This is a genomic window from Krasilnikovia sp. M28-CT-15 (assembly GCF_047159595.1).
Classification (GTDB): domain Bacteria; phylum Actinomycetota; class Actinomycetes; order Mycobacteriales; family Micromonosporaceae; genus Actinoplanes.
In genome coordinates this window covers 1,407,856-1,431,340 of sequence record NZ_BAAGAK010000001.1, presented here as the reverse complement: position 1 = coordinate 1,431,340, position 23,485 = coordinate 1,407,856, and the positions used below count along the sequence as shown (strand labels likewise).

Here is a 23,485-nt window from a genome sequence, read left to right as displayed (position 1 = left end):
GATCACCGGTGCTGGCGGCGGCGCACCGTCGCCGCCAGCACCAGCAGCAGCGACACCCCGAACAGCACCGTCGCGATCACGTTGACCTGCGGCGGGACGCCGCGCTGCGCCGCACCCCAGATGTACATGGGGAACGTCGTCGTGGTGCCCGCCGTGAAGTTCGTGACGATGAAGTCGTCGAAGGACAGCGAGAACGCCAGCAGGGCCGCCGCCACGATGCCGGGCAGCGCCAGCGGGAGGATCACCCGGCGGAACGCCGCCCACGGGCCCGCGTACAGGTCGGCGGCGGCCTCTGGCAGGCGCGGGTCGAGGGTGGCCAGCCTCGCCCGGACGGTCACCACCACGAAGCTCACGCAGAACATCACGTGCGCGATCACCACGGTCCAGAAGCCGAGCGGTATCCGCGCCGCCGCGAACAGCGCCAGCAGCGAGGAGCCCATCACCACCTCGGGGGTGGCCATCGGCAGGAACACCAGCGCGCCGGTCGCGGACCGGCCCCGGAAGCGGTAGCGGGTCAGGGCGAACGCCATCAGCGTGCCGAGCACCGTGGCCACCACGGTCGCCGCGAAGCCGATCTGCACACTGCGCACCAGCGACGCGCACATGCCGGGCGCGCCGCACGGGTTCGTCCAGTAGTCGAGCGTGAACGTGCCGAAGTCGTACGCCAGCCGCGACGTGGGCCGGTAGAACGACAGCGCGACGATCACCGCGATCGGCAGCAGCAGGTACGCCAGCACCACCAGCCCGATCCCCAGCACGAGATGATCGGCGAGCCACCGCCCGGCGCGGGTCACCGTGCCCCTCCCGGCATCCGTGCCCCTCCCGGCATCCGTGCCGCACCCGGGGTCACAGCGCCTCCACCGCGGTCGCGCCGACCCGCCGCAGATAGACCAGCACGAGCACCAGGATCATCGCCATCAGCACGAACGACAGCGCCGCCGCCTGCGGATAGTCGAGCCGGATCAGGAACGCCGAGTCGATCACGTTGCCCGCCATCGCCGTTCCTGGCGTGCCGAGCAGCTGGGCGTTGATGTAGTCGCCCGCGGCCGGGATGAACGTCAGCAGCGTGCCCGCCACGATGCCGGGCGCCGCCAGCGGCAGGGTCACCGCGCGGAACGTCGCGGCCGGGCCCGCGTACAGGTCGGCGGCGGCCTCCAGCAGGCGGCGGTCGAGCCGTTCCAGGCTCGCGTACAGCGGCAGCACCATGAACGGCAGGACGTTGTAGGTCAGCCCGGCCACCACCGCGAACGGGGTGGCCAGCAGACGCCCGTCCGGGGCCAGCACGTGCAGGTCGCGCAGCAGGGCGACCAGGGCGCCGTTGTCGGACAGGATCGCCTTCCAGGCCAGCGTGCGGATCAGGAAGCTGGTGAAGAACGGGGCCACCACCGCGACCAGCAGCACGTTACGGAAGCGTCCGGCGCGCAGCGCGATCGCGTACGCCAGCGGGAAGCCGAGCAGCAGCGACGCGGCGGTCGCCACTGCCGCGTACGCCAGCGACCGCAGCAGCTGCGGCCAGTACTCGGCCAGCGCGTCCAGGTAGTTGCCGAACGCCCAGGTCATCGCGTACCCGTCGACCAGGGAACCGGCCGGGTCGTACAGGCTGGTGGCGAACAGTTCCGCGGCGGGGACCGCGAAGAACAGCACCAGCCACAACCCGGCGGGCAGGATCAACAGGTACGGCACGAGCCGCCCCCACCGGTCGCCGACGCGGTGTGGCCCGGAGTCGCGTCCCGCGCCGCGGCGACCGCCCTCGTGGACGGTCGCGAGCCGCCCGCCGACGCTGTCGGGGGGTGTGGCCGTCACGCGCGCACGCCCAGGCTCACGTCGGCCGCGCCCGTCCGGTCGCCCTCCCCCGGCGGACGGTCCAGCAGGAACGCGTGCCGCGGATCCCAGTGCGCGACCACCTCCGCGCCCAGCGGCACCTGCCGGTGTTCGCCGGTGCTGGCGGCGAACACGCTCAGCTCGGTGCCCCACCCGGTTCGCACCAGATACTGGCTGCTCACGCCCACGTAGGAGCTGTCGGTGACCACCCCGGTGAGCCGCTGGTGCGCCTCCGGCACCGTGTCGGCGGACAGGGCCAGGTGCAGCTTCTCCGGGCGTACCCCGAGAAAGACCGACGTCCCGGCGGCCCGCGAACGCAGCACGGGCACGGTGAAGCGCGAGCCGTAGGCCGTGACCGCGACGTCGTCGCCGACCGCGCCGGCCTGCTCGCCCGCCAGCAGGTTGGACTGTCCGAGGAAGGTCGCCACGAACGGGGTGGCGGGCAGGTCGTACAGCTGTGCGGGCGGGCCGAGCTGCTCGATGCGGCCCTCGTTCATCACCGCGACCATGTCGGCCATCGTCATGGCCTCCTCCTGGTCGTGGGTGACGTGCACGAACGTCATGCCCACCTCGGTGTGGATGCGTTTCAGCTCGATCTGCATGCGGCGGCGCAGGGTCAGGTCCAGCGCGCCGAGCGGCTCATCGAGCAGGAGCACCCGCGGGTTGTTGACCAGCGCCCGGGCCAGCGCGACCCGTTGCTGCTGGCCGCCGGAGAGCTGCCCGGGGCGGCGCTGGCCGTACCCTTCCAGCTGCACCAGGGCCAGCATCTTCTCGACCTGGGCGCGCACGTCTCGCTGGCGGCGCCGGCGCAGCCCGAACGCGATGTTCTCGTGCACGTCCAGGTGCGGGAACAGGGCGTAACTCTGGAACACCGTGTTGACCGGCCGACGGTACGCCCGCAGCCCGGTGATGTCGTCGTCGCCGAGCAGGATCCGCCCGGCCGTGGGCTCCTCCAGCCCGGCGACCATGCGCAGGGTGGTCGTCTTGCCGCAGCCGGACGCGCCGAGCAGCGCGAAGAACGAGCCCGCGGGAACGGTCAGGTCGAGCGCGTCGACCGCGGTCACCGCGCCGAAGCGCTTGGTCACCCCGGCGAGCCGCAGGTCGGTGCTCACGCCCCGATCACCGCCTGGAACTTGTCGTTGTACAACCGCGACTCCGGCTGGGTGAGCGGCATGAACCCGCTGGCCCTGGCGAGCAGCGCGCGGGTGGGGAAGATCAGCGGGTTCGCGGCCAGCTCCGGATCGATCTTCTCCATCGCCGCCTGCGCCCCCTCGACCGGGCAGATGTAGTTCACGTACGCGGCGACGGTCGCCGCCACGGTCGGATCGTAGTAATAGTCCATGAGCCGCTGCGCGTTGGCTCGGTGCGCCGCCTGGTTCGGCACGACCATGTCGTCGGAGTACAGCATGACGCCGGAGTCCGGGGCCACGAACCGGATCCGCGGATCGTCACCGGCGAGCTGGATGATGTCACCCGACCAGCCGATGCAGGCGGCGATGTCGCCGCGTTTGAGGTCGGGCGCGTAGTCGTTGCCGGTGAACCGCCGGATCTGACCGGCCTCGACGGAGCGGCGCAGCACCTCCAGCGCGTCGTCGAACTGCGCCTCGGTGAAGTCGCCCGGGTCGTGGCCGCGCGCCTGCAACAGCAGCCCCATCGTGTCGCGCAGCTCGCTGAGCAGGGTCACCCGGCCCTTCAAGTCGGGCCGGGTGAGCAACTCGTCCACCGTACGGATCTCCGCGGTGACCCGCCCGTTGTAGGCCAGCCCCGCCAGCCCGCCCTGCCACGGCACCGCGTGGGTGCCGGTCGGGTCGACGGCCCGGCCGCGCAGCGACGGCAGCAGGTTGCGCTGCACGTTCGGCATCGCGGCGAGGTCGAGCCGTTGCACCCAGCCCAGGTCGACCAGGCGGCCGAGCAGCCAGTCCGAGACCACCATGAGGTCGCGCCCGGTCGGGCGGCACGCCGCCAGCTGGTTCTGAATCTTCCCGAAGTACTGGTCGTTGTCGTTGATCTCCTCCAGGTAGTCGACCCGGATTCCGGTCCTGCGCTCGAACGCCTCCAGGGTGGGGCGGCTGCCGTCGCGGTCGTCCACGTCGATGTACTGCGGCCAGTTCGCGAAGACGAGGCGGCGCTCCGTGGCCGACAGGTCCGTACTGGGGCAGCTCTGTTCACTCTGCCGGGTGCCCTCGATGCCGCAACCGGCCAGCGCGGCGCCCGCCGCTACGGCCCCGCCGAGCAACGTGCGGCGGGAGAGGCCGGACCGGGAGGACCGGTGCGCCGCGACGACGGCGGCGGCCTCGGGCATCAGCTGAGGGCGGCGCATCGCGGCTCCTGTGTTGGGTCCTGCCAGCCAGGACGCTGTGCAACGGATCATTTCACGCCCCACGGCCGCCGCTTCAGACCGGCGCGGAACGGCCGGGCACGCCCTCGCGGCCCTCGCTGCGCTCGGTGCACCCGGTCATGGATCTCCCGGATCAGTGCCATACCGGGGGGTGGGCATACCTCGATGTCGCCGGCTCCGGCCATAGTGGGGGTGTCGAGTTCGGACACGGGACGGAGTCAACGATGCGTTTCCCCGGCAGGCGGGCATTCCGCACGGTCGCCGCAGCGCTGGTCGTTGCGGCCTTCGCCGGGTGCGGCACGGCCATGGCCGCCGACGGGACACCGCTGTGGACGTCGTCATCGTCCAGCCCGGCGCCCCGCCCTTCCTCCACGGTGGACAGCGGACCGGGTGCACCGGGTTTCCACGGCCCCACCCGGCCCCCGGCCCCGGGTCCGGGCCTGCCGGGCGCCGATACGCAGGCCCGGCCGCCGACGCCCGGGCGGCCCGGCGATCCGGGGCGGATGCGCCTCGGCGGCCCCGCGAAGAGCGCCACGGGCACGGGCACCGCCGCGGTGGCGCTCACGTTCGACGACGGGCCCGACCCGGCACAGACCCCGAGGCTGCTGGACCTGCTCGCGAAGCACCACATCAAGGCCACCTTCTGCCTGGTCGGCAAGAACGTGGCGGCCCATCCCGGCCTGGTCCGGCGGATCGCCGCCGAGGGGCACACCCTGTGCAACCACACCTGGCGGCACAGCCTCACCCTCGGCAAGCAGAAGCCCACCGCGATCCACGCCGACCTGCAGCGTACGAACGACGCGATCCACCGCGCCGCCCCCGGCGCGCCGATCCGCTTCATGCGGGCCCCCGGCGGCAACTTCACCCCGGCATTCGTGTCGGTGGCCGCCGACCTCGGCATGGCCTCGATCTACTGGTCGGTCGACCCCCGCGACTGGGACCACCCGTCCGGCGAGAGCGACGCGGCACACCGGACCCGAGTGCTGCGCGCGGTGCAGCGGCACACGGGACGCGGGGCGATCGTGCTGTCCCACGACTACGCGCAGCCGGACACGATCGCGGCGTACCGGACGTTGATCCCCTGGCTGAAGTCCCGCTTCCACCTGATCGCGCTGTAGACGGATCTTGGTCGGTTTCCGCCCCGCGGCGGGCGGATTCTGGCCAAGATCTGGAACGCCGCAGGCTCGGTCACGGGCATCGCCCGGGCCCTGAGCGTCAGTGGGTGGGTGGGATGACGCGCAGGTGGCCGCGGCGGCCGGTCTGGTGGCCGGGCAGGTTGTCGTGCTCCTCGGGGCGCGGGGGCGGCGCCGGGCGGGCGGCCTCGCGGACCGCGTCGGCGAGGGCGACCAGATCGTCCGTGGTGGGTGGAGGCGGGCCGAAGTCACCGTCGTGGCGGACGAGTTCCCATCCGCGGGGCGCGGTGAGGCTGCGGGCGTGCGGCTCGCAGAGGTCGTACGTGTGAGGTTCGGCGAACGCCGCCAGCGGCCCGACGACGGCGGTGGAATCGCTGTAGACGTAGGTCAGGGTGGCGACCGCCTGCCGGGGACAGCCGTTACGGGAGCAGCGCCGTGGGGACCTCACGGCGGCACGTTATCGCCCCGGCGCCTCGCGCGGGGCGCAAGGGGTCGCGACACGCCGACCCGCCATGCATCACGATTCCGTCAGGCCGCTGAAGACACGCCGCCCCGTTGGGGCGAATTCGCGCGGCGCAACGCGCGGGGCTCCAGCGCCCCCGCCCCGCGCCACGGGCGGGCTAGGCTTGGGTCCGTGACGACCAGCCCCGACCGCCGACGCGCCGCCGAGCAGGGCCGGGCCGCGCGTTCCGCCGGGCCGGGGCGTCCGACCCGGCGCGATCGGCACGGCCGCGGCCTGCGCGGGCGGCTCGTCCCGGCGACCGTGCCGCTGGCTCGCACCAAGGCGGAGATTTTCGACGATCTGGTGCTGGACACGGTCGAGGGCCTGGAGCGGCGGTATGCGAAGGAGCTGGCCGGGGTCGAGTTCGCGGTCGAGGACGTCCCGCCGGAGCTGAACGTCTACGACTCGGACGTGCTGGAGGACGGCGCGGTGCCGCTCGCCCGGCTGCTACCCGGCCGACCCGGACGGCAGGAGCTGCCGCCACGCATCGTGCTGTACCGGCGTCCGCTGGAGTTCCGGGCGATGGATCGCGAGGACCTCGCCGACCTGGTACACGACGTCATCATCGAGCAGGTCGCCAACCTGCTGGGTGTGGATCCCGACGAGCTGACCTAGGCGCCGCCCCCAGCGCCATGGGCCGAGGCGCGGTCAGGCCACCCGGCGCTTGAGCTTGCGGCGTTCCCGCTCCGACAGTCCGCCCCAGATGCCGAAGCGCTCGTCATGGCCGAGCGCGTACTCCAGGCATTCCGCCTTCACGTCGCAGCGGCCGCAGATCCGCTTGGCCTCGCGCGTCGAGCCGCCCTTCTCCGGAAAGAACGCCTCCGGGTCGGTCTGCGAACACAGGGCCCGCTCCTGCCACTCGGGTGCGTCCCCGAGCAGGTCGATGCCTTCAACCTGCGCTTCCACCATCATCGGCGTGCCTCCTTTTCCGCGCCGGCGGCAATGCCGGCACTTACCCCCCACGCACGCGGCGTGTTTCTTGCGGAACTGGTGCATTTCCCCAGCACCCGTCCCACAACCCCACCGAAATTACACGCGTGTAAGACGTGCGTCGTCAAGCCGAACCTGATAAATAGGCCCGATTCCCCGAGATGCCCCCGGGCACCTTGGAGTCCCGTTCCTGCCCTATCTCCCAAAGACACCCGAAAGTAACGGCGCGTCGGCGCGTCGCGTCCAATTTAGCCCGATTTGTTATCTAGCGGCGGCCGTATACGGTTGTCCGCTCCACCGCCGGGCGACCCGCAACCGCCGCCAGCTCCTTGAGCTGCGCCACCGTACGCGCCGAGCCGTGCTCGGAGCCCGCCATCCGGGAGATCGTCTCCTCCATCAGGGTGCCCCCGAGATCGTTGCAGCCACCGTCAAGCATCACCCGGGTGCCGTCGTCGCCGAGCTTCACCCACGAGCACTGGATGTTGGGAATCCGGCCGTGCAGCAGCACCCGGGCCATCGCGTGCACGACCCGGTTCTCCCGCCACGTCGGACCGGGACGGGCGATCCCGGCCAGATAGATCGGCGCGTTGGTGTGCACGAACGGCAACGCCACGAACTCGGTGAAACCACCGGTCCGGTCCTGGATCCCGGCCAGCACCCGGAAGTGCCCCAGCCAGTGCCGGGGATGGTCGACGTGGCCGTACATCATCGTGCTGCTGGAGCGGATGCCCAGCTCGTGCGCGGTGGACACCACGTCCACCCAGGTCGCCGTCGGCAGCTTGCCCTTGGTCAGCACCCAGCGCACGTCGTCGTCGAGGATCTCGGCGGCCGTACCCGGGATCGTGCCCAGCCCCGCCTCGCGCAGCCCGGTCAGCCAGTCGCGCACGCTCACCCCGGCCTTCGCGGCCGCCGTGACGATCTCCATCGGGGAGAACGCGTGCACGTGCATGCCCGGCACCCGCTGCTTGATCGCCCGGACCAGCTCGGCATACGCGGTGACCGGCAGCTTCGGGTCGATCCCGCCCTGCATGCACACCTCACTGGCGCCGTCACGCCACGCCTGCTCCGCCCGGTCGGCCACCTGCTCCACCGAGAGCCGGTACGCGTCCGCGTCGCGCTCCCGCTGGGCGAACGCGCAGAACCGGCACCCCACATAGCAGACGTTCGAGAAGTTGATGTTCCGGTTCACGACGTACGTCACGTCGTCGCCGACCGCGTCGCGCCGCAGGTCGTCCGCCAGGCGGGCCAGGTCGTCCAGCGCCGTTGCGTCCGCGTGGAACAGCGCCAGCGCCTTGTCCTCGTGCCGCGGCTCCAGCAGCGCCGCCGGATCCTGCGCCGCCAGCCGCAGCCCAGCCAACACGTCCGAGTCGGTCCGCTCGGGGGCGCTGCGCACATGCGCGGCCACTTCGGACCAGTCGCCGTACACGCTGTCGAAGTCGCCACGCCGGTCGCCCGTCCGCCCCGTGGTGTCGATCGTGGCGAACAGATCCGTCCGGCCGCCCGCCGCATACGCGTCGTCCGGCTCCTGCCAGGGCAGGCCCTTCGGCAACACCTCGGGGCGGGCCAGCCCGGTCTCCGGGTCGGCCAGCGCGGCCACGTGCGCGGCCAGCCGGGGATCCAGCCAGCCCTCGGCCCGCCGCACGTACTCCGGGTAGATCGTCAGCCGTTCCCGCAGCTCGAACCCGGCCGCGGCGCTGCGCCGGGCCAGCTCCTCGATCTGCGGCCACGGCCGCTCCGGGTTGACGTGGTCCGGGGTCACCGGCGACACCCCGCCCCAGTCGTCGATGCCGGCGCGCAGCAGCAGGTCGTACTCGGCCTCGATGAGATTCGGCGGGGCCTGCAGGCGGGCCCGGGGGCCGAGGATCAGCCGGGCCACCGCCACGGTCGCGGCCAGATCGCGCAGCTCCGCGTCCGGCATGCCGCGCATCGCGGTGTCCGGCTTGGCGCGGAAGTTCTGCACGATGACTTCCTGGATGTGGCCGAACTCGCGGGCGCTGCGGCGCATCGCGAAGAGGGCATCGGCCCGCTCCTCCCGGGTCTCACCGATGCCGATCAGGATGCCCGTGGTGAACGGCACCCCCACCCGCCCCGCGTCGTCGAGCACCCGCAGCCGCACCGCCGGTTCCTTGTCGGGCGAGCCGAAGTGCGGGCCGCCCGGCTCGGACCACAGCCGGGTCGCGGTGGTCTCCAGCATCATGCCCATGCTGGGCGCGACCGGCTTGAGCCGCTGCAGATCCGCCCAGTTCATGACGCCCGGGTTGAGGTGCGGCAGCAGGCCGGTCTCCTCCAGCACCGCGATCGCGCAGGAGCGCACATAGTCCAGGGTGGAGTCGTAACCGCGCTCGTCCAGCCACTGCCGCGCGGCGGGCCAGCGCTCCTCGGGCCGGTCCCCCAGCGTGAACAGCGCCTCCTTGCAGCCCTGCTCCGCGCCCTCGCGGGCGATCGCCAGCACCTCGTCGCGCTCCAGGAACGCCGCGGGCAGCCGGTGCGGCACGGTCGCGAAGGTGCAGTAATGGCAGCGGTCCCGGCACAGCCGGGTCAACGGGATGAAGACCTTCTTCGAGTACGTCACGACGCCGGGCCGCCCGGCCTCGCGCAACCCCGCGTCGCGCACGCCAGCCGCCAGGCTCAACAACTCGTCGAGCGGCCCGCCGTCCGCGGCCAGCAGGGTCGCGGCCTCGTCCGCGTCGAGTGCCTTGCCGTCGGCGGCCCGGCGCAGCGCCCGCCGCATGCTCGCCTCGGTGGGAACCGGTTCCACGTCTGCCACCCGTGCAGCCTAGGCCGAATGCCCGGCCGGTCGCCCGGCAGTCTCAGTCGAATGCCCAGTGTCCTGAACCACGTTTGCGCTCGGGGGCGCCCGTCCCGCACACCGCCAGCCGCAGCGTGGGCTGGCCACAATGGTCAGCGGCTGGCCCGGTCAGCCCTGGACACGCCAGCGGTGGGGCAGGTCAGAGCCGGACAGCCCAGCCGCCGGACAGCCCAGCCGCCGGACAGCCCAGCCGCCGGACAGCCCAGCCGCCGGGCAGCTCAGCCGCCGGGCAGCTCAGCCGCCGGGCAGCTCAGCGGCGGGGAAAGTCGTCACCGGCGGGGCCGAAGCCGGGGCGCTCGTCACCGACCACCCGGGTGTGGTCGTCCTGGCCGTGCTGCGAGACGACCTGGGTGGGGTCGGCGAAGGCACCCGGCTGCGGGCTGCCGTAGACGGTGGGCCGACCGGGCTCCGGCAGGAACGGCATCGGCGATCCGGGCTGGGCCGCCGCAGGACTCGCGGCCCCGGGGAAGCCCGATGCCGGCGGGGTCGCGGCGGGCTGGCCCCAGCTCGACGCGGCGGGCCCACCCTGCGGCTGCCCCCACACCGGGGCGCTCGGCGCGGGCGGGCTGGACGGCGCCGTACCCCACGGCTGGGCCGGGGCGCCACCGGACGTGCCCCACGGCGCCCCCGAACCCGGCTGGGCCGAAACCTGCTGGGCCGAACCGGGCTGGGCCGAACCGGGCTGGGCCGGACCGGGCTGGGCCATACCGGGCTGAGCCATACCAGGCTGAGCCATACCAGGCTGGGCCATACCGGGCTGGGCCGGACCCGGTTGGGGACCGGCCGGCTGGGCGGGACCGGGCTGGCCGTAGCCGGGCTGGCCCGGGTACGTGCCGGGGGCGCCGTACACCGGCTGCCCGTACAGGCCGGGCTCGGGCTTGGGGGCGGCGAACAGGTTGCGCCACAACTCCCACACCGCGTACGTCGCGATGACGAGCAAGGCCAGCCAGCCCACCCGCAACAGCAGCTCCTCGAACGCGAGCCGCACACTGAATCCGGCGATCTTCACCAAGCCGACGAGGATCCCGAACACCACCCCGAAGAAGGCCGCCGCCGCGTACTCGGCGAGGGCCGCCAGGGTGATCAGCCGGGCCTTGGGGTGCCGCGGCCCGACCAGCGACAGCAGCACCGCCCCGATCGGGAACAGCAGCACGGGCAGGTTCACGAAGTTGTAGAAGCTGTCCTGGGCACGGCTGGTGAACGTCTCACCCACCCCGGATGGGATCAGCCGCAGCAGCGCCACGAACAGCACGACGGCGGGCAGGCCCACCAGGGCGAACGCGGCGAGGTCACGCACCGGACGCAGGTGCGCGAAAACCGGGCGGACCTCGCCGGGGGGCTCGGGTTGGCTGGTCACGGCAACTCCTGACAACGGGGGACTACGGGCGGGGACGGCGCCCACTCTAAACGGGATACGCACGTCACACCGGCCCCCCGGGGCCCGCTGATCGGACGGACGTGCGCGAGGATGGTCGGATGCGGATCGTGGTCCTTACCGGCGGCATCGGCGGCGCGCGGTTCCTCGTCGGGGTGCGCGCGCATGCCCGGCAGATCGGCGCCGAGGTGACCGCCGTGGTCAACGTCGGCGACGACGTACGCATGCACGGCCTGCAGATCTGCCCCGACCTGGACAGCGTGATGTACACCCTGGGCGGCGCGGCCGATCCCGAGCGGGGCTGGGGCCGCACCGGCGAGACCTGGGTGGTCAAGGAGGAACTGGCCAAGTACGGCGTCGAGCCCAGCTGGTTCGGGCTGGGCGACAAGGACACCGCCACCCATCTGGTACGCACCACGATGCTCTCCGCCGGATACCCGCTCTCCCAGGTCACGGCGGCGCTGTGCGACCGCTGGCAGCCCGGCCTCTCCCTGCTGCCCGCCACCGACGACCGGCTGGAGACCCACGTGGTCGTCGACATCGACGGCGAGCGACGGGCCATCCACTTTCAGGAGTGGTGGGTCCGCCACCGCGGCGACCTGCCGACCCACCGGTTCGTCTTCATCGGCGCCGACGCGGCCAAACCAGCCCCGGGGGTGCTGGAGGCGATCGGCGCGGCCGACGTGGTGCTGCTCGCCCCGAGCAACCCGGTGGTGAGCGTCGCGCCGATCCTGGCCGTACCCGGAATCCGGGCGGCCGTGGTGGACGGCCCGGCGCCGGTCGTCGGGGTCTCCCCGGTGATCGCGGGCGCCCCGGTGCGCGGCATGGCCGACCGGTGCCTGGCCACGGTCGACGTGCCGGTGACCGCCGCGGGCGTCGGTGGCCTGTACGGCGCGCGCGCAGACGGCGGGCTGCTGGACGGCTGGCTGGTCGACACCAGCGACGCGGATACCGAGGTGCCGGGGGTGCGGACCAGGGCCGTACCGCTGTGGATGCGTGATGAGCAGGCGACGGCCGCGATGGTCGCCGCGGCATTGGAACTCGCGGGGGTGAGCTGATGGCGGGCGAGCGCGTCGCCGGGAGCCCAGGGGTGACCGGCGGTCTGGAGATTCTGCCGGTGCACGGCATCGGCGACGTGATGCCCGGCGACGACCTGGCCGGGCTGATCGTGGGCGCGGCGCCGTGGTTGCGCGACGGCGACATCCTCGTTGTCACCAGCAAGATCGTGTCCAAGGCGGAGGGGCGCCTGGTCGAGGTGCCCGCGGACGGCCCCGAACGCGACGCCGCGCGGGAGGAGGCCCTGGCCGCCGAGACCGCCCGGGTGGTGGCCCGGCGCGGCGCAACCGCGATCGTGCAGACGCATCACGGGTTCGTCATGGCGGCCGCCGGCATCGACGCGTCGAACATCGACAAGACCCATCTCGTGCTCCTGCCCGCCGACCCGGACGCGTCGGCCCGCGCGCTGCGGGCGGCGCTGGCCGCGCGCGGCCTCGCGGTGGGTGTCATCGTCTCGGACACGATGGGCCGGGCCTGGCGCAACGGCCTCACGGATGTGGCACTGGGCGCGGCGGGGATCGGGCCGCTGCGCGACCACCGCGGCGAGATCGATCCGTACGGCAACGAGCTGCACCTGACCGAGATGGCCGTCATCGACGAACTGGCCGCGGCCGGTGAGCTGGTCAAGGGCAAGTGCGAGCGGGTACCGGTCGCGGTGGTGCGCGGCTATCCGGGTACGGGCCCGGCGGACGGCCCCGGCGCGGCCGCCCTGATCCGCGACCCGGCCAGCGACATGTTCTCCCTGGGTACGGCCGAAGCCCGGGCCGCTGGACTGCGCGACGCGGCCTGCCTGCCGGACGCTCCTCGGGGCGGCGGCGCGGCCGACCCGGCCGCGGTGGCCCGCGCGCTGGCCGCGGTCGGCGATCTGCTGGCTCCGGGCACGCAGGTCAGCGAGGCTCCGGGGACGCTGCGCTGCGCGGCGCCGGACGACTCCCCCGCCGCGCTGCTGCGCCTCGGCGCGGACGTGCACCGGATCCGGGCCGCATTGGCCGCCGAGGGGCTGGGCTCGGCGACCGCGATCGATGGCACTGCGCTGATACTGACCCTGACCGGGCCTGCCCGGCTTTGACCCCGGCCCTGACCCGTGCCTGATCGACCAGGGCCCGCCTGACCACGATCCGACAGGTCCGCCGTCAGATGTAGCCCAGTTCGCCCTTGTCTTTCAGCTCGTCGACCAGGGACTTGACCTCCTGGGCGCGCTCGCGCGGGCAGATCAGCACCGCGTCGGGGGTGTCCACGATGATCAGGTCACGCACGCCGAGCGCCGCGACCAGCCGTCCGGAGTTGGGCACCACGACGAGGTTCTGCGCCTCGCGCAGCAGCGTGCCGGGCTTGGCGTCGGTGTCGTGACCCACCACGACGTTGCCCGCCGAGTCGGCGGTCAGCACCTCGCCGAGGGTGTGGAAGTCACCGACGTCGTTCCAGCCGAAGTCGCCGGGGACGGTGCCGACGCGCCCGGCCGTGGCCGCGCCTTCCATCACCGCGTAGTCCACCGAGATCCGCGGCAGCGTCGGCCACACCTCGCCGAGGACCTCCTCGCGGTCCGGGCTGTCCCAGGCGTGGGCGATCCGGTTGACCCCGGCGGCCAGTTGTGGCTGCTGCCGGGACAGCTCGGTCAGGAACGCGTCCACCCGCCAGACGAACATGCCCGCGTTCCACAGGTAGCGGCCGGACTTCACGTACGACTCGGCCACGTCGTACGACGGCTTCTCCTTGAACTCCTCGACCGCCAGCACGGGGCCGGTGCCGGACGGGGCGCCGCACTGCAGGTAGCCGTACCCGGTCTCGGGGCGGGTGGGGGTGATGCCGAGGGTCATCAGCAGGCCTTGCCGGGCGCCCGCCATGGCGTGCCGGATCACCTCGATGAACTGGTCCGGGTCCGCGATGAGGTGGTCGGCGGCGAAGGCACCCATGATCGCCTCGGGGTCCCGCCGGGCGATCACCGCGGCGGCGAGTGCGATCGCCGCACAGGAGTCCCGAGGCGACGGCTCGACGAGGATGTTGCCCTCCGGCACGTCGGCGAGTTGCCGCGAGACCGCGGCCGCGTGCCCGACGCCGGTGACCACATACACGTGCTGGGGGTCGCTGAGCGCAGCGAGCCGGTGCACGGTCGCCTGAAGCAGCGAAGCGTCCGTCCCGGTCAGCGGGTGCAGAAACTTTGGGTGACCTGCACGGGACAGTGGCCATAGACGTGTACCACTGCCACCTGCGGGAATAACGGCGTACAGGCCGCCCTGCTCGTCAGTCATGTGCACGCAGTGTAACGATGTGAGGCACGCCACCGTCACCCGGCCGCGACTCGGAGCCACGCATTGACGTGGACCTCAGCGCTGGACGCCCAGGTGAATTCCTTGGCCCGGTCGAACCCGGCCTTGGCCAGCGTGAGCCGCCGCGCGTCGTCGTGCAGCAGATTGGCGAGGTCCTCGGCGATGCGGTCCGGGTCCTCGGTGGTGTACGCGACCGCGTCGCCGCCCACCTCCGGAAGCGACAGCCGGGGGGTGGTCAGCACCGGCGTGGCGCAGGCCATCGCCTCCAGGATCGGCAGCCCGAAACCCTCCCCGAAAGAGGGATAACAAGCCACGGCCGCGCCGCCCAGGAAGCCCGGCAGGTCGGTGTAGCGCAGGTAGCCCGGCCGCAGCAGCCGCAGGTGGGAGGGCACCTCGGTGACCGCCCGGTCGATGTCGTCGTCGTGCCCCTGACCGCCCGCGATGACCAGGGCGGGCGGGGTCGGCCAGTCGGCCACCGCGCGGGACCAGCCGCGGATCAGGTTGGGCACGTTCTTGCGCGGCTCCTTGGCGCCCAGGAAGGCCACGTACGCGGAGTCGCCGAGCCCCAGCCGCGCCCGGACCCGGGCCTTCTCCTCGTCGGTTGGCGCGTGGAACGCGGCCGGATCGACACCGTGATACGCCACGTCGATCTTGGTGGGGTCCGCGTCGAGCAGCCGGATCAGCTCGTCGCGGGTCGCCTTGCTCGGCACGATCACCCGGGCGGCGCGGCGCAGCGAGGTCTTGATCGCGCTGCGGAAGAACGTCCGCCGGGTGTTGTCGTAGTGCTCCGGCTCAGTGAAGAACGTCGCGTCGTGCACGGTCACGGTCACCGGACAGCCGGCCCGCAGCGGGCAGGTGTAGAACGGCGCGTGCAGCACCTGCGCGCCGACCTGCTGGGCCAGCAGCGGCAGGCCGGTCTGCTCCCAGGCCAGCCGGGCCGGGCGGTGCGCGACCGCCGCCGGACCGGCGATGACCTCGGCATCGGCGAGCATGCGGGTGTAACGCTCCGCATCCGTACGCTGTGCGACGACGGCCAGGTCGACCCGGTCCGTGCCCATCGTGCCGAGGGCGCCGAGCAGCCCGTCGACGTACCTGCCCACACCCCCGCGGTCGGCGGGGACGCTCGTGGCGTCGACGAGAACTCGGGGCGGGCGACCGGCGGTCACGAGGCGACTCCTTGGGGGGTGTGGGCCTGGCCACTGGCAAGCCTACGCCGCGCCCGCACCGCCCGGGTGCCCACGACACTGCTGTGTTATCCGGTTTGCCGCAATACCACGCCGACCTCACCGCGACGGGTCCGGGCCGTCCCAACCGGCCCGTCGTGTCGAGCCGGGCATGACCGGCGGATGCGTCTCGACGAGACCGGGCCGCTACGCAGCGTCACGCCAGTATTGTCGGGGTCGATGGAAACCACGATCCCCGCGGCGTTCGCCGACGCGGTCCGGCGCGATCCGACGGTGCCGCTGCTGACGTTCTACGACGACGCCACCGGCGACCGCGCCGAGCTGTCCGGCGCCACCCTGGAGAACTGGGTCGCCAAGACCGCGAACCTGCTCCGCGACGGCCTGGGAACCGCCACCGGCGACTCGGCGGCCGTGCTGCTGCCACCGCACTGGCAGGCCGCGGCCGTCCTGCTCGGCTGCTGGTCGGCGGGGGTGACGGTCGCGGCGGATCCGCCCCGGCCGGTGGAGGTCCTGTTCGCGACCCCGGAACGGGCCGCCGAGTCCGCGGCCTGGCCCGCCGACGAGCAGTACGCGACCGGGCTGCTGCCGCTGGCCATGCCGCTGCGCGAGCTTCCTGGCGGATTCGCCGACTACGTCACAGAGGTTCGCCAGCACGGCGACCACTTCGCGCCCGGCCGGCCGGTGCGCCCCACGGACGCCGCCCTGGGCGAGCGCGACCATGCCGCAGCCTGCGCGGCCGCCGCGCGGCGCGCCACCGAGCTGGGCATCGGCCCGGGCGACCGGGTGCTGATCGACGCGGCTGCCCACCCCGACCCGGTCGACTGGCTGCTGGCCCCGCTGCTGGTGGGCGCGTCCGTGGTCCTGTGCAGCCAGCTCGACCCGGACCGGCTGGCGGCCCGGGTCGACACCGAGAAGGTCACGCGCACCCTGCACTGACCGGCGCTCGACCCGCTCGTCCGGGGCGGTGCGTGGGTCAGGACGGGGTGACGCCCCGGTCCTTGGCCAGCTGGGCGAAGGCCTCCAGGGACTCCGGGTTGACCAGCGCACCCTTGGCGGCGGCCGATTCGACAGGCGTGCCGGTCAGGATGCGCTTGACCGGGACCTCCAGCTTCTTGGCCGACAGTGTGCGCGGAACAGCGCGTACCTGGTGGATCTCGTCCGGGACGTGTCGCGGGGACAGGGACTTGCGCAGCTCACCACGAATGCGGCCAACCATCGTGTCGTCGAGCTCGACCCCGTCGGCCAGCACCACGAACAGCAGCAGCTCGCCGTTGGGGTCGCCCGCGCGTTCGAGGTGGACGACGACCGAGTCGACGACCTCCGGCAGACCCTCCACGACCGAGTAGAACTCGCTGGTCCCGAGCCGGACCCCGCCGCGGTTCAACGTCGCGTCGGAGCGGCCCGTGATCACGCAGGTGCCGTCCTCGGCGATGGTGATCCAGTCCCCGTGCCGCCAGACCCCGGGGAAGACGTCGAAGTACGCCTCCCGATACCGCACGCCGTCCGGATCGTTCCAGAAGCCGACCGGCATGCTCGGCATCGGCGCGCTCACCACCAGCTCGCCCAGCTCCCCGATGACCGGGTTGCCCGCCGGGTCGTACGCCTCCACCTTCGCGCCCAGGCAACGGCACGAGATGACGCCCTCGACGACCGGCAGCAGCGGCGCACCGCCCACGAACCCGGTGCACACGTCCGTGCCGCCGGAAATCGAGTGCAGCTGCAGATCCGCGCCGACCGCCTCATACACCCAGGCGTAGCCCTCGGGCGGCAGCGGAGCACCGGTCGAGCCGAGCCCGCGCAGCCGCAGGTTCGCCACCTCCCGCGGCACCAGCCCCGCCTTGCGGCAGGCCAGCAGGTACGGCGCGGAGGTGCCGAAGTAGGTGACCTCGGCCTCCTCGGCCAGGCGCCACAGCCCGTCCAGCCCCGGCCAGCCCGGGTTGCCGTCGAACAGCACGATCGCCGCACCCACGGCCGGGCCGGAGACCAGGAAGTTCCACATCATCCAGCCGGTCGTGGTGAACCAGAAGAACCGGTCGGACGGGCCGAGGTCGTGGTGCAGGGCGAGCATCTTCAGGTGTTCCAGCAGGATGCCGCCGTGGCCGTGGACGATCGGCTTCGGCAGCCCGGTGGTGCCCGAGGAGTACAGCACGTACAGCGGGTGCGCGAACGGCACCGCCGCGAAGGTCAGCGGCTCGTCCGTCTCGGCGGCCAGCTGCGCCCAGTCGCCGCCGCCGTGCAGGTAGCCGATGCTCACCAGGTGCTCGACGCTGGGCAGGGCCGCCCGGATCGCGGTCACCTCCTCGCGCCGGTCGATCGCCTTGTCGCCGTACTGGTAGCCGTCGACCGCGACCAGCACCTTCGGCTCGATCTGGGTCCAGCGGTCGGTGACGCTGCGGGTGCCGAACTCGGGCGCGCAGGACGAGAAGATGGCCCCCAGGCTGGCCGTGGCCAGCAACAGCACGTACGTCTCCGGGATGTTCGGCGCGTACGCCGCGACCCGGTCGCCCGGCCCGACGCCGAGCCGACGCAGCCCCGCCGCCACCCGCCGGACCTGCTCGCGCAGCTGCGCTGCAGTCAGCGTGATGGGGTCGCGGGACTGCGAATACGCCAGTACGACCGGGTCGTCGTCGCCCAGGCCGGGCTGGCGCAGCACGTGCTCCGCCCAGTTGAGCGTGGCGCCGGGGAACCACGGCGCGCCCGGCATCGTCTGGTCGGGCAGCGTGGCGCTGGGCTCGGTGTGCGCGATGACCTCGAAGTAGTCCCAGATCGAGCGCCAGAAGCCGGGCAGGTCCTCCACCGACCAGCGCCACAACGAGGCGTAGTCGTCCGCCTGCACTCCGCGCTCCGCGCGCAGCCACGTCAGATACCGGCCCATCCGGGAGGTCTCCCGCACGTCCGCCGGTGGCGTCCACAGCACTCTGCCAGTCACCACAGCTCTCCGCCCGTCACAACTCCCCGCGGGACGTCCGAACCCCCGGGCCCCCCGACTTAATCATGATTCAGGTCGGCGCAGGAACCCCTGTGGAAATCACCCATGACCGGCCCGTGCGCTGTGGATGGCTGCCCGGCGGGCCAGCCGGTGCTCGCGCCGGATCAGCGCCTCCCGGAACCGGCGCTCGTTCTCGGGGTCGTCCGGCTGCACCGCGGGGACCGGGCGCGGATTGCCGGCCACGTCGATCCCCACGAAGACCATGTACGCCGTAGCCACGGTCAGCCGCTCGCCGCCCGCGGTGTCCCAGCGCTCCGCGGTCAGCCGCACGCCGACCTCCATGGACGTGCTGCCGGTCCAGTTCACCTGCGCGGAGGCGTGCACCAGGTCACCGACCCGCACCGGCTCCAGAAAGATGATCTCGTCGATCGAGGCCGTCACCGCCGTGCCGCCGCTGTGCCGTGCCGCCGCCGCGCCCGCCACATCGTCGGCGAACTTCACCAGCACGCCGCCGTGCACCGTGCCGTACAGGTTGACGTCGATCGCGGTCATGATCCGGCTGAGCGTGACGCGCGAGTGCGCGGTGGGCCGGGGGTCCAGCTTGTCGGTCATGAACCACACGTTACGGCTGCGTACCCCCACGCCTGGCAGGGCCCGGGTAGCCTGCCGGGCAGCAAAGACAGCGGGAGAGAGACAACTTGCGACACCTCAGGTCGGTTCTGTACGCCCTCGTGCTGGCCCCAGCCGTGTGGATTCTGTGCGGCGTGGGGTTCACCGGTGCGCTCACCAGCCGGGCGCGCGACGGCGGCAGCAGTGTGGAGTCCATCACAGGGCTGCTGGTGCTGCTGCTGGCCGGTACGGCGTACGCGATCCTGCTGTTCGCTCCGATCTCCCCGTCCGGGCCCGCGACGGCGGGCCTGGTGTATTCGGCCGTCAGCTGTTGGGCGCTGGTGGCGCCCGCCGCGTACGCCGGGGTGTGGCCGCCTGAGCTGGCCAGGAAGGGCTTCGACCTGAGCCTGCCCGGATACGGGCTGGCGGCGCTGCTCGGTGTGCCGCTGTTGTGCACCGCGCTGAGCGCCCGCCGCTGGGCCCGGTATGAGCCGCCCCAGCTGCCGATCATCGGCACTCTGGGCCGGGCCCGGGGGTCCGCGACGCCCGCGGGCACCCCGTTGGCCGCGGTGCACACCACGGTCCTGCCCACCTCGGCGACCGGACTGCCCGCGGACACGACGACCGTGATGCGCATCGGTGGCCCCGTGGCGACGACCGCCGTCCTGCCGCCCAGCCAGTCCCCGGGCCTGTTCGGTACCCCGTCCGGCCCGCCCGCGGACACGACCACGATCCTGCCGACCGGGGGGCCCGCACACACGACCACATTCCTGCCGACCGGGGCCCCTGCCGACACCACCACCATCCTGCCGACCGGAGCGCCCGCCGACACGACAACGTTCCTGGCGACCAGCCCTCCACCGGACACGACGACCATGCTCGTCGTGGCGCCCGCGGACGAGCCCACGAGCGTGTTGGCCATTGGACTCGGCGGGGCCGTGGCCCCGCCGTCGCCGGCAGCGGCGCCCGACGGGGACGAGCCGACGACCGTCATCTCGGCCGAGGAACCCACCACGGTCATCGCTTCGGACGAACCGACCGCCGTCGTGCCCTCGGAGGAACCCACCGCCGCTGGGCACTCGGACCAGGTCGTGGCCACCGACGAGGCGACCGCGGAGGTGGCCACCGCCGGGGCGACCGTCGAGGCCGCCGCTGTCGCCACACCGGCCATTGCGCCGGTCCCCCACATCGGCACGGCAGACGAGCCGACAACGTCCGTCATCACCGCACCGGGCGACGAACCGACGACCCTCATCACCGCAGCAGGCGACGAGCCGACGACAAACGTCATCGCCGCGGCGGCCCGCAAACCCGCGGACGCCCCGCCGGAGAAGTCCGCGGAGCCGGTCAGCGATCCGGATGGCGAGGAGAAGACGCACGTCCTGCGGCTGCCCATCGGTGGCGCGGCTGAGGAACCCGCGGTCGAGGAGCCCACGGACGACCTGACTGCACACGCGGAGACGGTGCGCCGCCGCGATGTCGGTGAAAAGACCCAGGTAATCGCCCGCGATCCCGGTGAGAGAACGCAGGTGATCCAGACCCGGGCCGCTCTCGTGTATCCACAGACCGGCGAGAAGACGCAGGTCATCGCTGTTGACGGCGCCAAGAAAGCCGTGGAAGGCACCCCCGGGACCAAAGGCGGCCCGCCCGCCAAGCCCAACCAGCCTTCCCAGCTCGACCGGGCACCGGCGCCCGCAGCCAAAGCCGCACCCGAACCCGAGCCCGCAGCCACGCCCGCCCCTGCGGCCCCAGCCGAGGCCGGACCAGCACCAGCACCAGCACCAGCACCCGAGGCCACACCGGCACCCGGAGCCAATGCCAAGGCCACCCCCGTCGCCGCAGCCAAGGCCGCACCCGGAGCCACAGCCAAAGCCGCGCCTGTCCCCGCGGCCACACCTGCACCCGTAGCCAAGGCCGCGCCCCCAGCCAAGGCCGCGCCCCCAGCCAAGGCCGCGCCCCCAGCCGCGCCGGCCAACGACGACAACAAGCCCGCCACCTCTTCAACGGCAGTCGATGCGGCGCAAGCCAGCACCGCCGCAGCAGCAAAGCCGCCCACCGTCACGACCGACGAGCGCCATCCGGCGGCGGGCGAGAAGCGTCAGGCGGACGACGATGCCTCAGGCTGCTCGTGCCGCTCGTGCCACCCTGCATCCGACTCGGCATCCGATGCTCCCGCGACCGGTGCCGACAGCAAGACCGGGACCGACAGCAAGACCGGAACCGACAGCAAGACCCGAACCGGCAGCGAGGAAGCAGCGCAGGCCGCGGGCCAGCAGGACGACACCCCCGCCGGGGACGACGTACCCACGCCCTGAGCCTTGCGGGCGTCAGAGCGCGGAAGCCTGCGGCTGTGACCCGACCCTCAGATCCCCTTGCAGTCGGCGGCGCCCCGGCCGTCCTGTTCGGTCAGCTCGAACGGCGGTGCCAGCCACGTCTTGGCATCCACCGGGGACTGCACGTCGTAGAACTAACAGGCGACCAGTTCGGCCGGCTCGGTCCGTACGCTCGGCATCAGTTCGGTGATCTTGCCCCGCAGCCCGTCGACGCCCACGACCGCCGCCGGTCTCACTTTGCGGTGTTGGCCAGCTTCAGGTCGTCGACGAACTTCTGGAAGTCGTCGGCCTGCTCGGGGCAGTAGATGTTGATGATCTGCTGCATCCCGCTCATCGCCTGCTCGTCCGCGACGACGGGCCGGGCACCCGGCCCGCCCGCGCCGTTGGACAGGGTGGCCAGCAGTTCCGATCGGGCCAGCGAGTTGTTGGGGGCCTCGCAGGCGATGCCGCCGTCGTCGCCGAGGACCTTGGCGATGCGGGCCTCGGCGGATTCGGGCAGGCCGAACGTCGCGACGAGCTGATCGGCCTTCGCGGTGGCCTCCTGGTTGGTCTTCCCCGTACGGAAGGTGGCCAGCCCGATGCCGAGCAGGGCGACGAAGGCGAACCCCAGGATCAGGTACGTGCCGATGCGGGTGGCCCGGGAGGTGCTGTCGTCGGTGGTCATGACGGGCTCACCTGCTCGGCATCCGCCAGGCGCCAGCTCGGTTTGCGCGACCGGTAGAACAGGTACGGCACAAGCAGCCCGAGCCCGAGTGCGCCGGTCGCGATGATCGCGACGTACAGCGCGGTGCTGCCGCCGCCGAACTGCGAGGACGGGACGAACCCGATGATCAGCGCGGCGAACGAGGCGACGAAGCCGACGACGCACAGCGTGCCGAGCAGCGGAGCCTTGTAGCCGCGGGGATGGTCGGGCTGCTGGCGGCGCAACCGCCGGGCGGCCACGAACACGAGCAGGTAGGTGATCAGGTACACCTGCGTCGTGATCACCGAGAAGATCCAGTACGCACTGGAGACGTCCGGGATGAATGCGTACGCCAGGGCGATCACCGACGTGACGACGCCTTGGGTGACCAGGATGTTCTGCTGCACGCCGTGCTTGTTCAGCCGTTGCAGGAACGGCGGCAGGTAGCCCTCCTGACGGGAGATGAGCAACAGCCCCTTGGACGGCCCGGCCAGCCAGGTGAGCATGCCGCCCAGCGACGCGGCGACCAGCATGATGCCGATGATCGGCGTCATCCACTGCATGCTGAACTCGGCGAAGACGGTGTCGAACGCCTGCATCACCCCGGCCGTGAGCGACAGCTGATCCGACGGGATGAACCAGGCGATGGCCAGCGCCGGGAGGATGAAGATCGCCAGCACGAGCCCCATGGCGAGGAACATCGCCCTGGGGAATTCCCGGGAGGGGTTCTTCAGCGAGCCGACGTGGACCGCGTTCATCTCCATGCCCGAGTAGGACAGGAAGTTGTTCACGATGAGCACCAGGCTGGAGATCCCGGCCCAGGCCGGCAGCAGGTGGCTCGCATCCATCGGGGCGGCGGACGAGTTGCCCTGGCCGAGGAAGACCGCGCCGAGCGTGACGAGCAGTGCGCCCGGGATCAGCGTGCCGATGATGAGCCCGGCGCTGGAGAGCCCGGCGACGGACTTGGTGCCCTGTGAGGACACCCAGACGCCGGTCCAGTAGCAGACCATGATGACCAGGGCGGTCCAGGTGCCGCTGGAGGCGAGCGCCGGGTTGAATACGTACGCGAGGGTGCTGGCCACGTACGCCAGCAGGCTCGGGTAATAGAAGATCGTCATGGCGAACTGGCACCACACCGCGAGGAAGCCCATCGGCTTGGAGATCCCCTCGGCGACCCAGTTGTAGACGCCGCCGTTCCAGCCGGAGGCCAGCTCGGCGGAGACCAGCGCGGTGGGCAGCAGGAAGACGATGGCCGGCACCAGGTACAGGAAGATCGCGGCGAGCCCGTAGACCGCCATCGTCGGTGCCGGACGCAGGCTGGCCACGGAGCTCGTGGTCATCAGTGCCAGCGCCACCCACGAGATGTACGCCGTAGCGGGCACGGCAGCTGCCTTCGTCCTGGCCTGCGCCTTCGCCCGCCTCGCCGGTTGACCGGCCGCGGCCGCACCCATCGCGCTCATCGCGTCTCCGCTCTCACCTACGGCCTCCCGCTGGCTTGAGGTTAATTCCGATCAACG

General features: G+C 72.3%; 20 protein-coding genes. 6 read left to right on the top strand and 14 right to left on the bottom strand.

The window, feature by feature from the left end; all coding sequences use genetic code 11:
- Positions 1 to 2 precede the first annotated feature (2 nt).
- The 4 genes from ACMCNO_RS06875 to ACMCNO_RS06860 all read right to left on the bottom strand — a co-directional run bounded on the left by ACMCNO_RS06875 (position 3) and on the right by ACMCNO_RS06860 (position 4,141).
- On the bottom strand, positions 3 to 794 hold the full coding sequence (locus ACMCNO_RS06875; RefSeq protein WP_412748564.1) for an ABC transporter permease: 792 nt from the start codon (positions 792 to 794) through the stop codon (positions 3 to 5).
- A gap of 52 nt (positions 795 to 846) precedes the next feature.
- A complete protein-coding gene (locus ACMCNO_RS06870) occupies positions 847 to 1,683 on the bottom strand; it encodes an ABC transporter permease (RefSeq protein ID WP_412753641.1) in 837 nt (278 codons plus the stop codon).
- Positions 1,684 to 1,799: 116 nt separating this feature from the next.
- The gene (locus ACMCNO_RS06865; protein ID WP_412748563.1) at positions 1,800 to 2,933 is read right to left on the bottom strand and encodes an ABC transporter ATP-binding protein; all 1,134 of its coding nucleotides are present in this window, start codon (positions 2,931 to 2,933) and stop codon (positions 1,800 to 1,802) included.
- A complete protein-coding gene (locus ACMCNO_RS06860) occupies positions 2,930 to 4,141 on the bottom strand; it encodes a spermidine/putrescine ABC transporter substrate-binding protein (RefSeq protein WP_412748562.1) in 1,212 nt (403 codons plus the stop codon). Before ACMCNO_RS06860 ends, ACMCNO_RS06865 begins: the two co-directional genes overlap by 4 nt.
- 242 nt (positions 4,142 to 4,383) lie before the next feature.
- Here ACMCNO_RS06860 and ACMCNO_RS06855 point away from each other — a divergent pair, with 242 nt between their 5' ends.
- Entirely contained in the window at positions 4,384 to 5,277 is an 894-nt protein-coding gene (locus ACMCNO_RS06855) for a polysaccharide deacetylase family protein (RefSeq protein ID WP_412748561.1), read from the top strand.
- 97 nt (positions 5,278 to 5,374) lie between these two features.
- Here ACMCNO_RS06855 and ACMCNO_RS06850 read toward each other — a convergent pair whose 3' ends face one another.
- Positions 5,375 to 5,740 carry a DUF3499 domain-containing protein gene (locus ACMCNO_RS06850; protein WP_130510827.1) on the bottom strand — a complete coding sequence of 122 codons (366 nt, stop codon included), beginning with the start codon at positions 5,738 to 5,740 and terminating at the stop codon, positions 5,375 to 5,377.
- 186 nt (positions 5,741 to 5,926) lie between these two features.
- On the opposite strand from ACMCNO_RS06850, the gene ACMCNO_RS06845 reads away from it, so the two are divergent.
- Positions 5,927 to 6,409: a metallopeptidase family protein gene (locus ACMCNO_RS06845; RefSeq protein ID WP_412748560.1), complete on the top strand. Its 483-nt coding sequence runs from the start codon at positions 5,927 to 5,929 to the stop codon at positions 6,407 to 6,409.
- Between the two features lie 33 nt (positions 6,410 to 6,442).
- Here ACMCNO_RS06845 and ACMCNO_RS06840 read toward each other — a convergent pair whose 3' ends face one another.
- The 3 genes from ACMCNO_RS06840 to ACMCNO_RS06830 all read right to left on the bottom strand — a co-directional run bounded on the left by ACMCNO_RS06840 (position 6,443) and on the right by ACMCNO_RS06830 (position 10,890).
- The gene (locus ACMCNO_RS06840; RefSeq protein WP_412741018.1) at positions 6,443 to 6,703 is read right to left on the bottom strand and encodes a WhiB family transcriptional regulator; all 261 of its coding nucleotides are present in this window, start codon (positions 6,701 to 6,703) and stop codon (positions 6,443 to 6,445) included.
- 286 nt (positions 6,704 to 6,989) lie between these two features.
- Positions 6,990 to 9,491, bottom strand: a complete 2,502-nt coding sequence (locus ACMCNO_RS06835; RefSeq protein ID WP_412748559.1) for a bifunctional FO biosynthesis protein CofGH — start codon at positions 9,489 to 9,491, stop codon at positions 6,990 to 6,992.
- A gap of 292 nt (positions 9,492 to 9,783) precedes the next feature.
- Positions 9,784 to 10,890, bottom strand: coding sequence for a hypothetical protein (locus ACMCNO_RS06830; RefSeq protein ID WP_412748558.1), 1,107 nt, complete (start codon positions 10,888 to 10,890; stop codon positions 9,784 to 9,786).
- 119 nt (positions 10,891 to 11,009) lie between these two features.
- Between ACMCNO_RS06830 and cofD the strand changes: the two genes are divergently transcribed.
- Both cofD and ACMCNO_RS06820 read left to right on the top strand, forming a co-directional pair.
- Complete coding sequence (gene cofD, locus ACMCNO_RS06825) at positions 11,010 to 11,966, top strand: 2-phospho-L-lactate transferase (RefSeq protein WP_412748557.1); 957 nt, start codon at positions 11,010 to 11,012, stop codon at positions 11,964 to 11,966.
- Complete coding sequence (locus tag ACMCNO_RS06820) at positions 11,966 to 13,033, top strand: coenzyme F420-0:L-glutamate ligase (RefSeq protein ID WP_412748556.1); 1,068 nt, start codon at positions 11,966 to 11,968, stop codon at positions 13,031 to 13,033. Before cofD ends, ACMCNO_RS06820 begins: the two co-directional genes overlap by 1 nt.
- A 64-nt stretch (positions 13,034 to 13,097) precedes the next feature.
- On the opposite strand, the gene ACMCNO_RS06815 is transcribed toward ACMCNO_RS06820, so the two are convergent.
- Together ACMCNO_RS06815 and ACMCNO_RS06810 are read right to left on the bottom strand one after the other, a co-directional pair.
- Positions 13,098 to 14,213, bottom strand: a complete 1,116-nt coding sequence (locus tag ACMCNO_RS06815; protein ID WP_412748555.1) for a mannose-1-phosphate guanylyltransferase — start codon at positions 14,211 to 14,213, stop codon at positions 13,098 to 13,100.
- A 35-nt stretch (positions 14,214 to 14,248) separates the two neighbouring features.
- Positions 14,249 to 15,397: a glycosyltransferase family 4 protein gene (locus ACMCNO_RS06810; RefSeq protein WP_412748554.1), complete on the bottom strand. Its 1,149-nt coding sequence runs from the start codon at positions 15,395 to 15,397 to the stop codon at positions 14,249 to 14,251.
- Positions 15,398 to 15,634: 237 nt separating this feature from the next.
- Between ACMCNO_RS06810 and ACMCNO_RS06805 the strand changes: the two genes are divergently transcribed.
- Positions 15,635 to 16,351 carry a TIGR03089 family protein gene (locus ACMCNO_RS06805; protein ID WP_412748553.1) on the top strand — a complete coding sequence of 239 codons (717 nt, stop codon included), beginning with the start codon at positions 15,635 to 15,637 and terminating at the stop codon, positions 16,349 to 16,351.
- Positions 16,352 to 16,388: 37 nt separating this feature from the next.
- Here ACMCNO_RS06805 and ACMCNO_RS06800 read toward each other — a convergent pair whose 3' ends face one another.
- Both ACMCNO_RS06800 and ACMCNO_RS06795 read right to left on the bottom strand, forming a co-directional pair.
- Complete coding sequence (locus ACMCNO_RS06800) at positions 16,389 to 18,347, bottom strand: acetoacetate--CoA ligase (RefSeq protein WP_412748552.1); 1,959 nt, start codon at positions 18,345 to 18,347, stop codon at positions 16,389 to 16,391.
- A 96-nt stretch (positions 18,348 to 18,443) separates the two neighbouring features.
- Positions 18,444 to 18,956 carry an acyl-CoA thioesterase gene (locus ACMCNO_RS06795; RefSeq protein WP_412748551.1) on the bottom strand — a complete coding sequence of 171 codons (513 nt, stop codon included), beginning with the start codon at positions 18,954 to 18,956 and terminating at the stop codon, positions 18,444 to 18,446.
- Between the two features lie 86 nt (positions 18,957 to 19,042).
- On the opposite strand from ACMCNO_RS06795, the gene ACMCNO_RS06790 reads away from it, so the two are divergent.
- Entirely contained in the window at positions 19,043 to 21,268 is a 2,226-nt protein-coding gene (locus tag ACMCNO_RS06790; protein ID WP_412748550.1) for a hypothetical protein, read from the top strand.
- A gap of 250 nt (positions 21,269 to 21,518) precedes the next feature.
- Here the strand turns inward: ACMCNO_RS06790 and ACMCNO_RS06785 are convergent, their stop codons facing one another.
- Both ACMCNO_RS06785 and ACMCNO_RS06780 read right to left on the bottom strand, forming a co-directional pair.
- Positions 21,519 to 21,950 (bottom strand): hypothetical protein, encoded by a 432-nt coding sequence (locus ACMCNO_RS06785; protein WP_412748549.1) that lies wholly within the window; start codon positions 21,948 to 21,950, stop codon positions 21,519 to 21,521.
- Positions 21,947 to 23,428 carry an APC family permease gene (locus ACMCNO_RS06780; RefSeq protein WP_412748548.1) on the bottom strand — a complete coding sequence of 494 codons (1,482 nt, stop codon included), beginning with the start codon at positions 23,426 to 23,428 and terminating at the stop codon, positions 21,947 to 21,949. Before ACMCNO_RS06780 ends, ACMCNO_RS06785 begins: the two co-directional genes overlap by 4 nt.
- Positions 23,429 to 23,485: the final 57 nt, after the last annotated feature.

Excerpts from the sequence above, each read along its gene's own strand:
- ACMCNO_RS06860 (WP_412748562.1), bottom strand. The coding sequence starts at position 4,141 with ATGCGCCGCCCTCAGCTGATGCCCGAGGCCGCCGCCGTCGTCGCGGCG.
- ACMCNO_RS06855 (WP_412748561.1), top strand. The coding sequence starts at position 4,384 with ATGCGTTTCCCCGGCAGGCGGGCATTCCGCACGGTCGCCGCAGCGCTG.
- ACMCNO_RS06840 (WP_412741018.1), bottom strand. The coding sequence starts at position 6,703 with ATGGTGGAAGCGCAGGTTGAAGGCATCGACCTGCTCGGGGACGCACCC.
- cofD (WP_412748557.1), top strand. The coding sequence starts at position 11,010 with ATGCGGATCGTGGTCCTTACCGGCGGCATCGGCGGCGCGCGGTTCCTC.
- ACMCNO_RS06820 (WP_412748556.1), top strand. The coding sequence starts at position 11,966 with ATGGCGGGCGAGCGCGTCGCCGGGAGCCCAGGGGTGACCGGCGGTCTG.
- ACMCNO_RS06815 (WP_412748555.1), bottom strand. The coding sequence starts at position 14,213 with ATGACTGACGAGCAGGGCGGCCTGTACGCCGTTATTCCCGCAGGTGGC.
- ACMCNO_RS06805 (WP_412748553.1), top strand. The coding sequence starts at position 15,635 with ATGGAAACCACGATCCCCGCGGCGTTCGCCGACGCGGTCCGGCGCGAT.
- ACMCNO_RS06795 (WP_412748551.1), bottom strand. The coding sequence starts at position 18,956 with ATGACCGACAAGCTGGACCCCCGGCCCACCGCGCACTCGCGCGTCACG.
- ACMCNO_RS06785 (WP_412748549.1), bottom strand. The coding sequence starts at position 21,950 with ATGACCACCGACGACAGCACCTCCCGGGCCACCCGCATCGGCACGTAC.
- ACMCNO_RS06780 (WP_412748548.1), bottom strand. The coding sequence starts at position 23,428 with ATGAGCGCGATGGGTGCGGCCGCGGCCGGTCAACCGGCGAGGCGGGCG.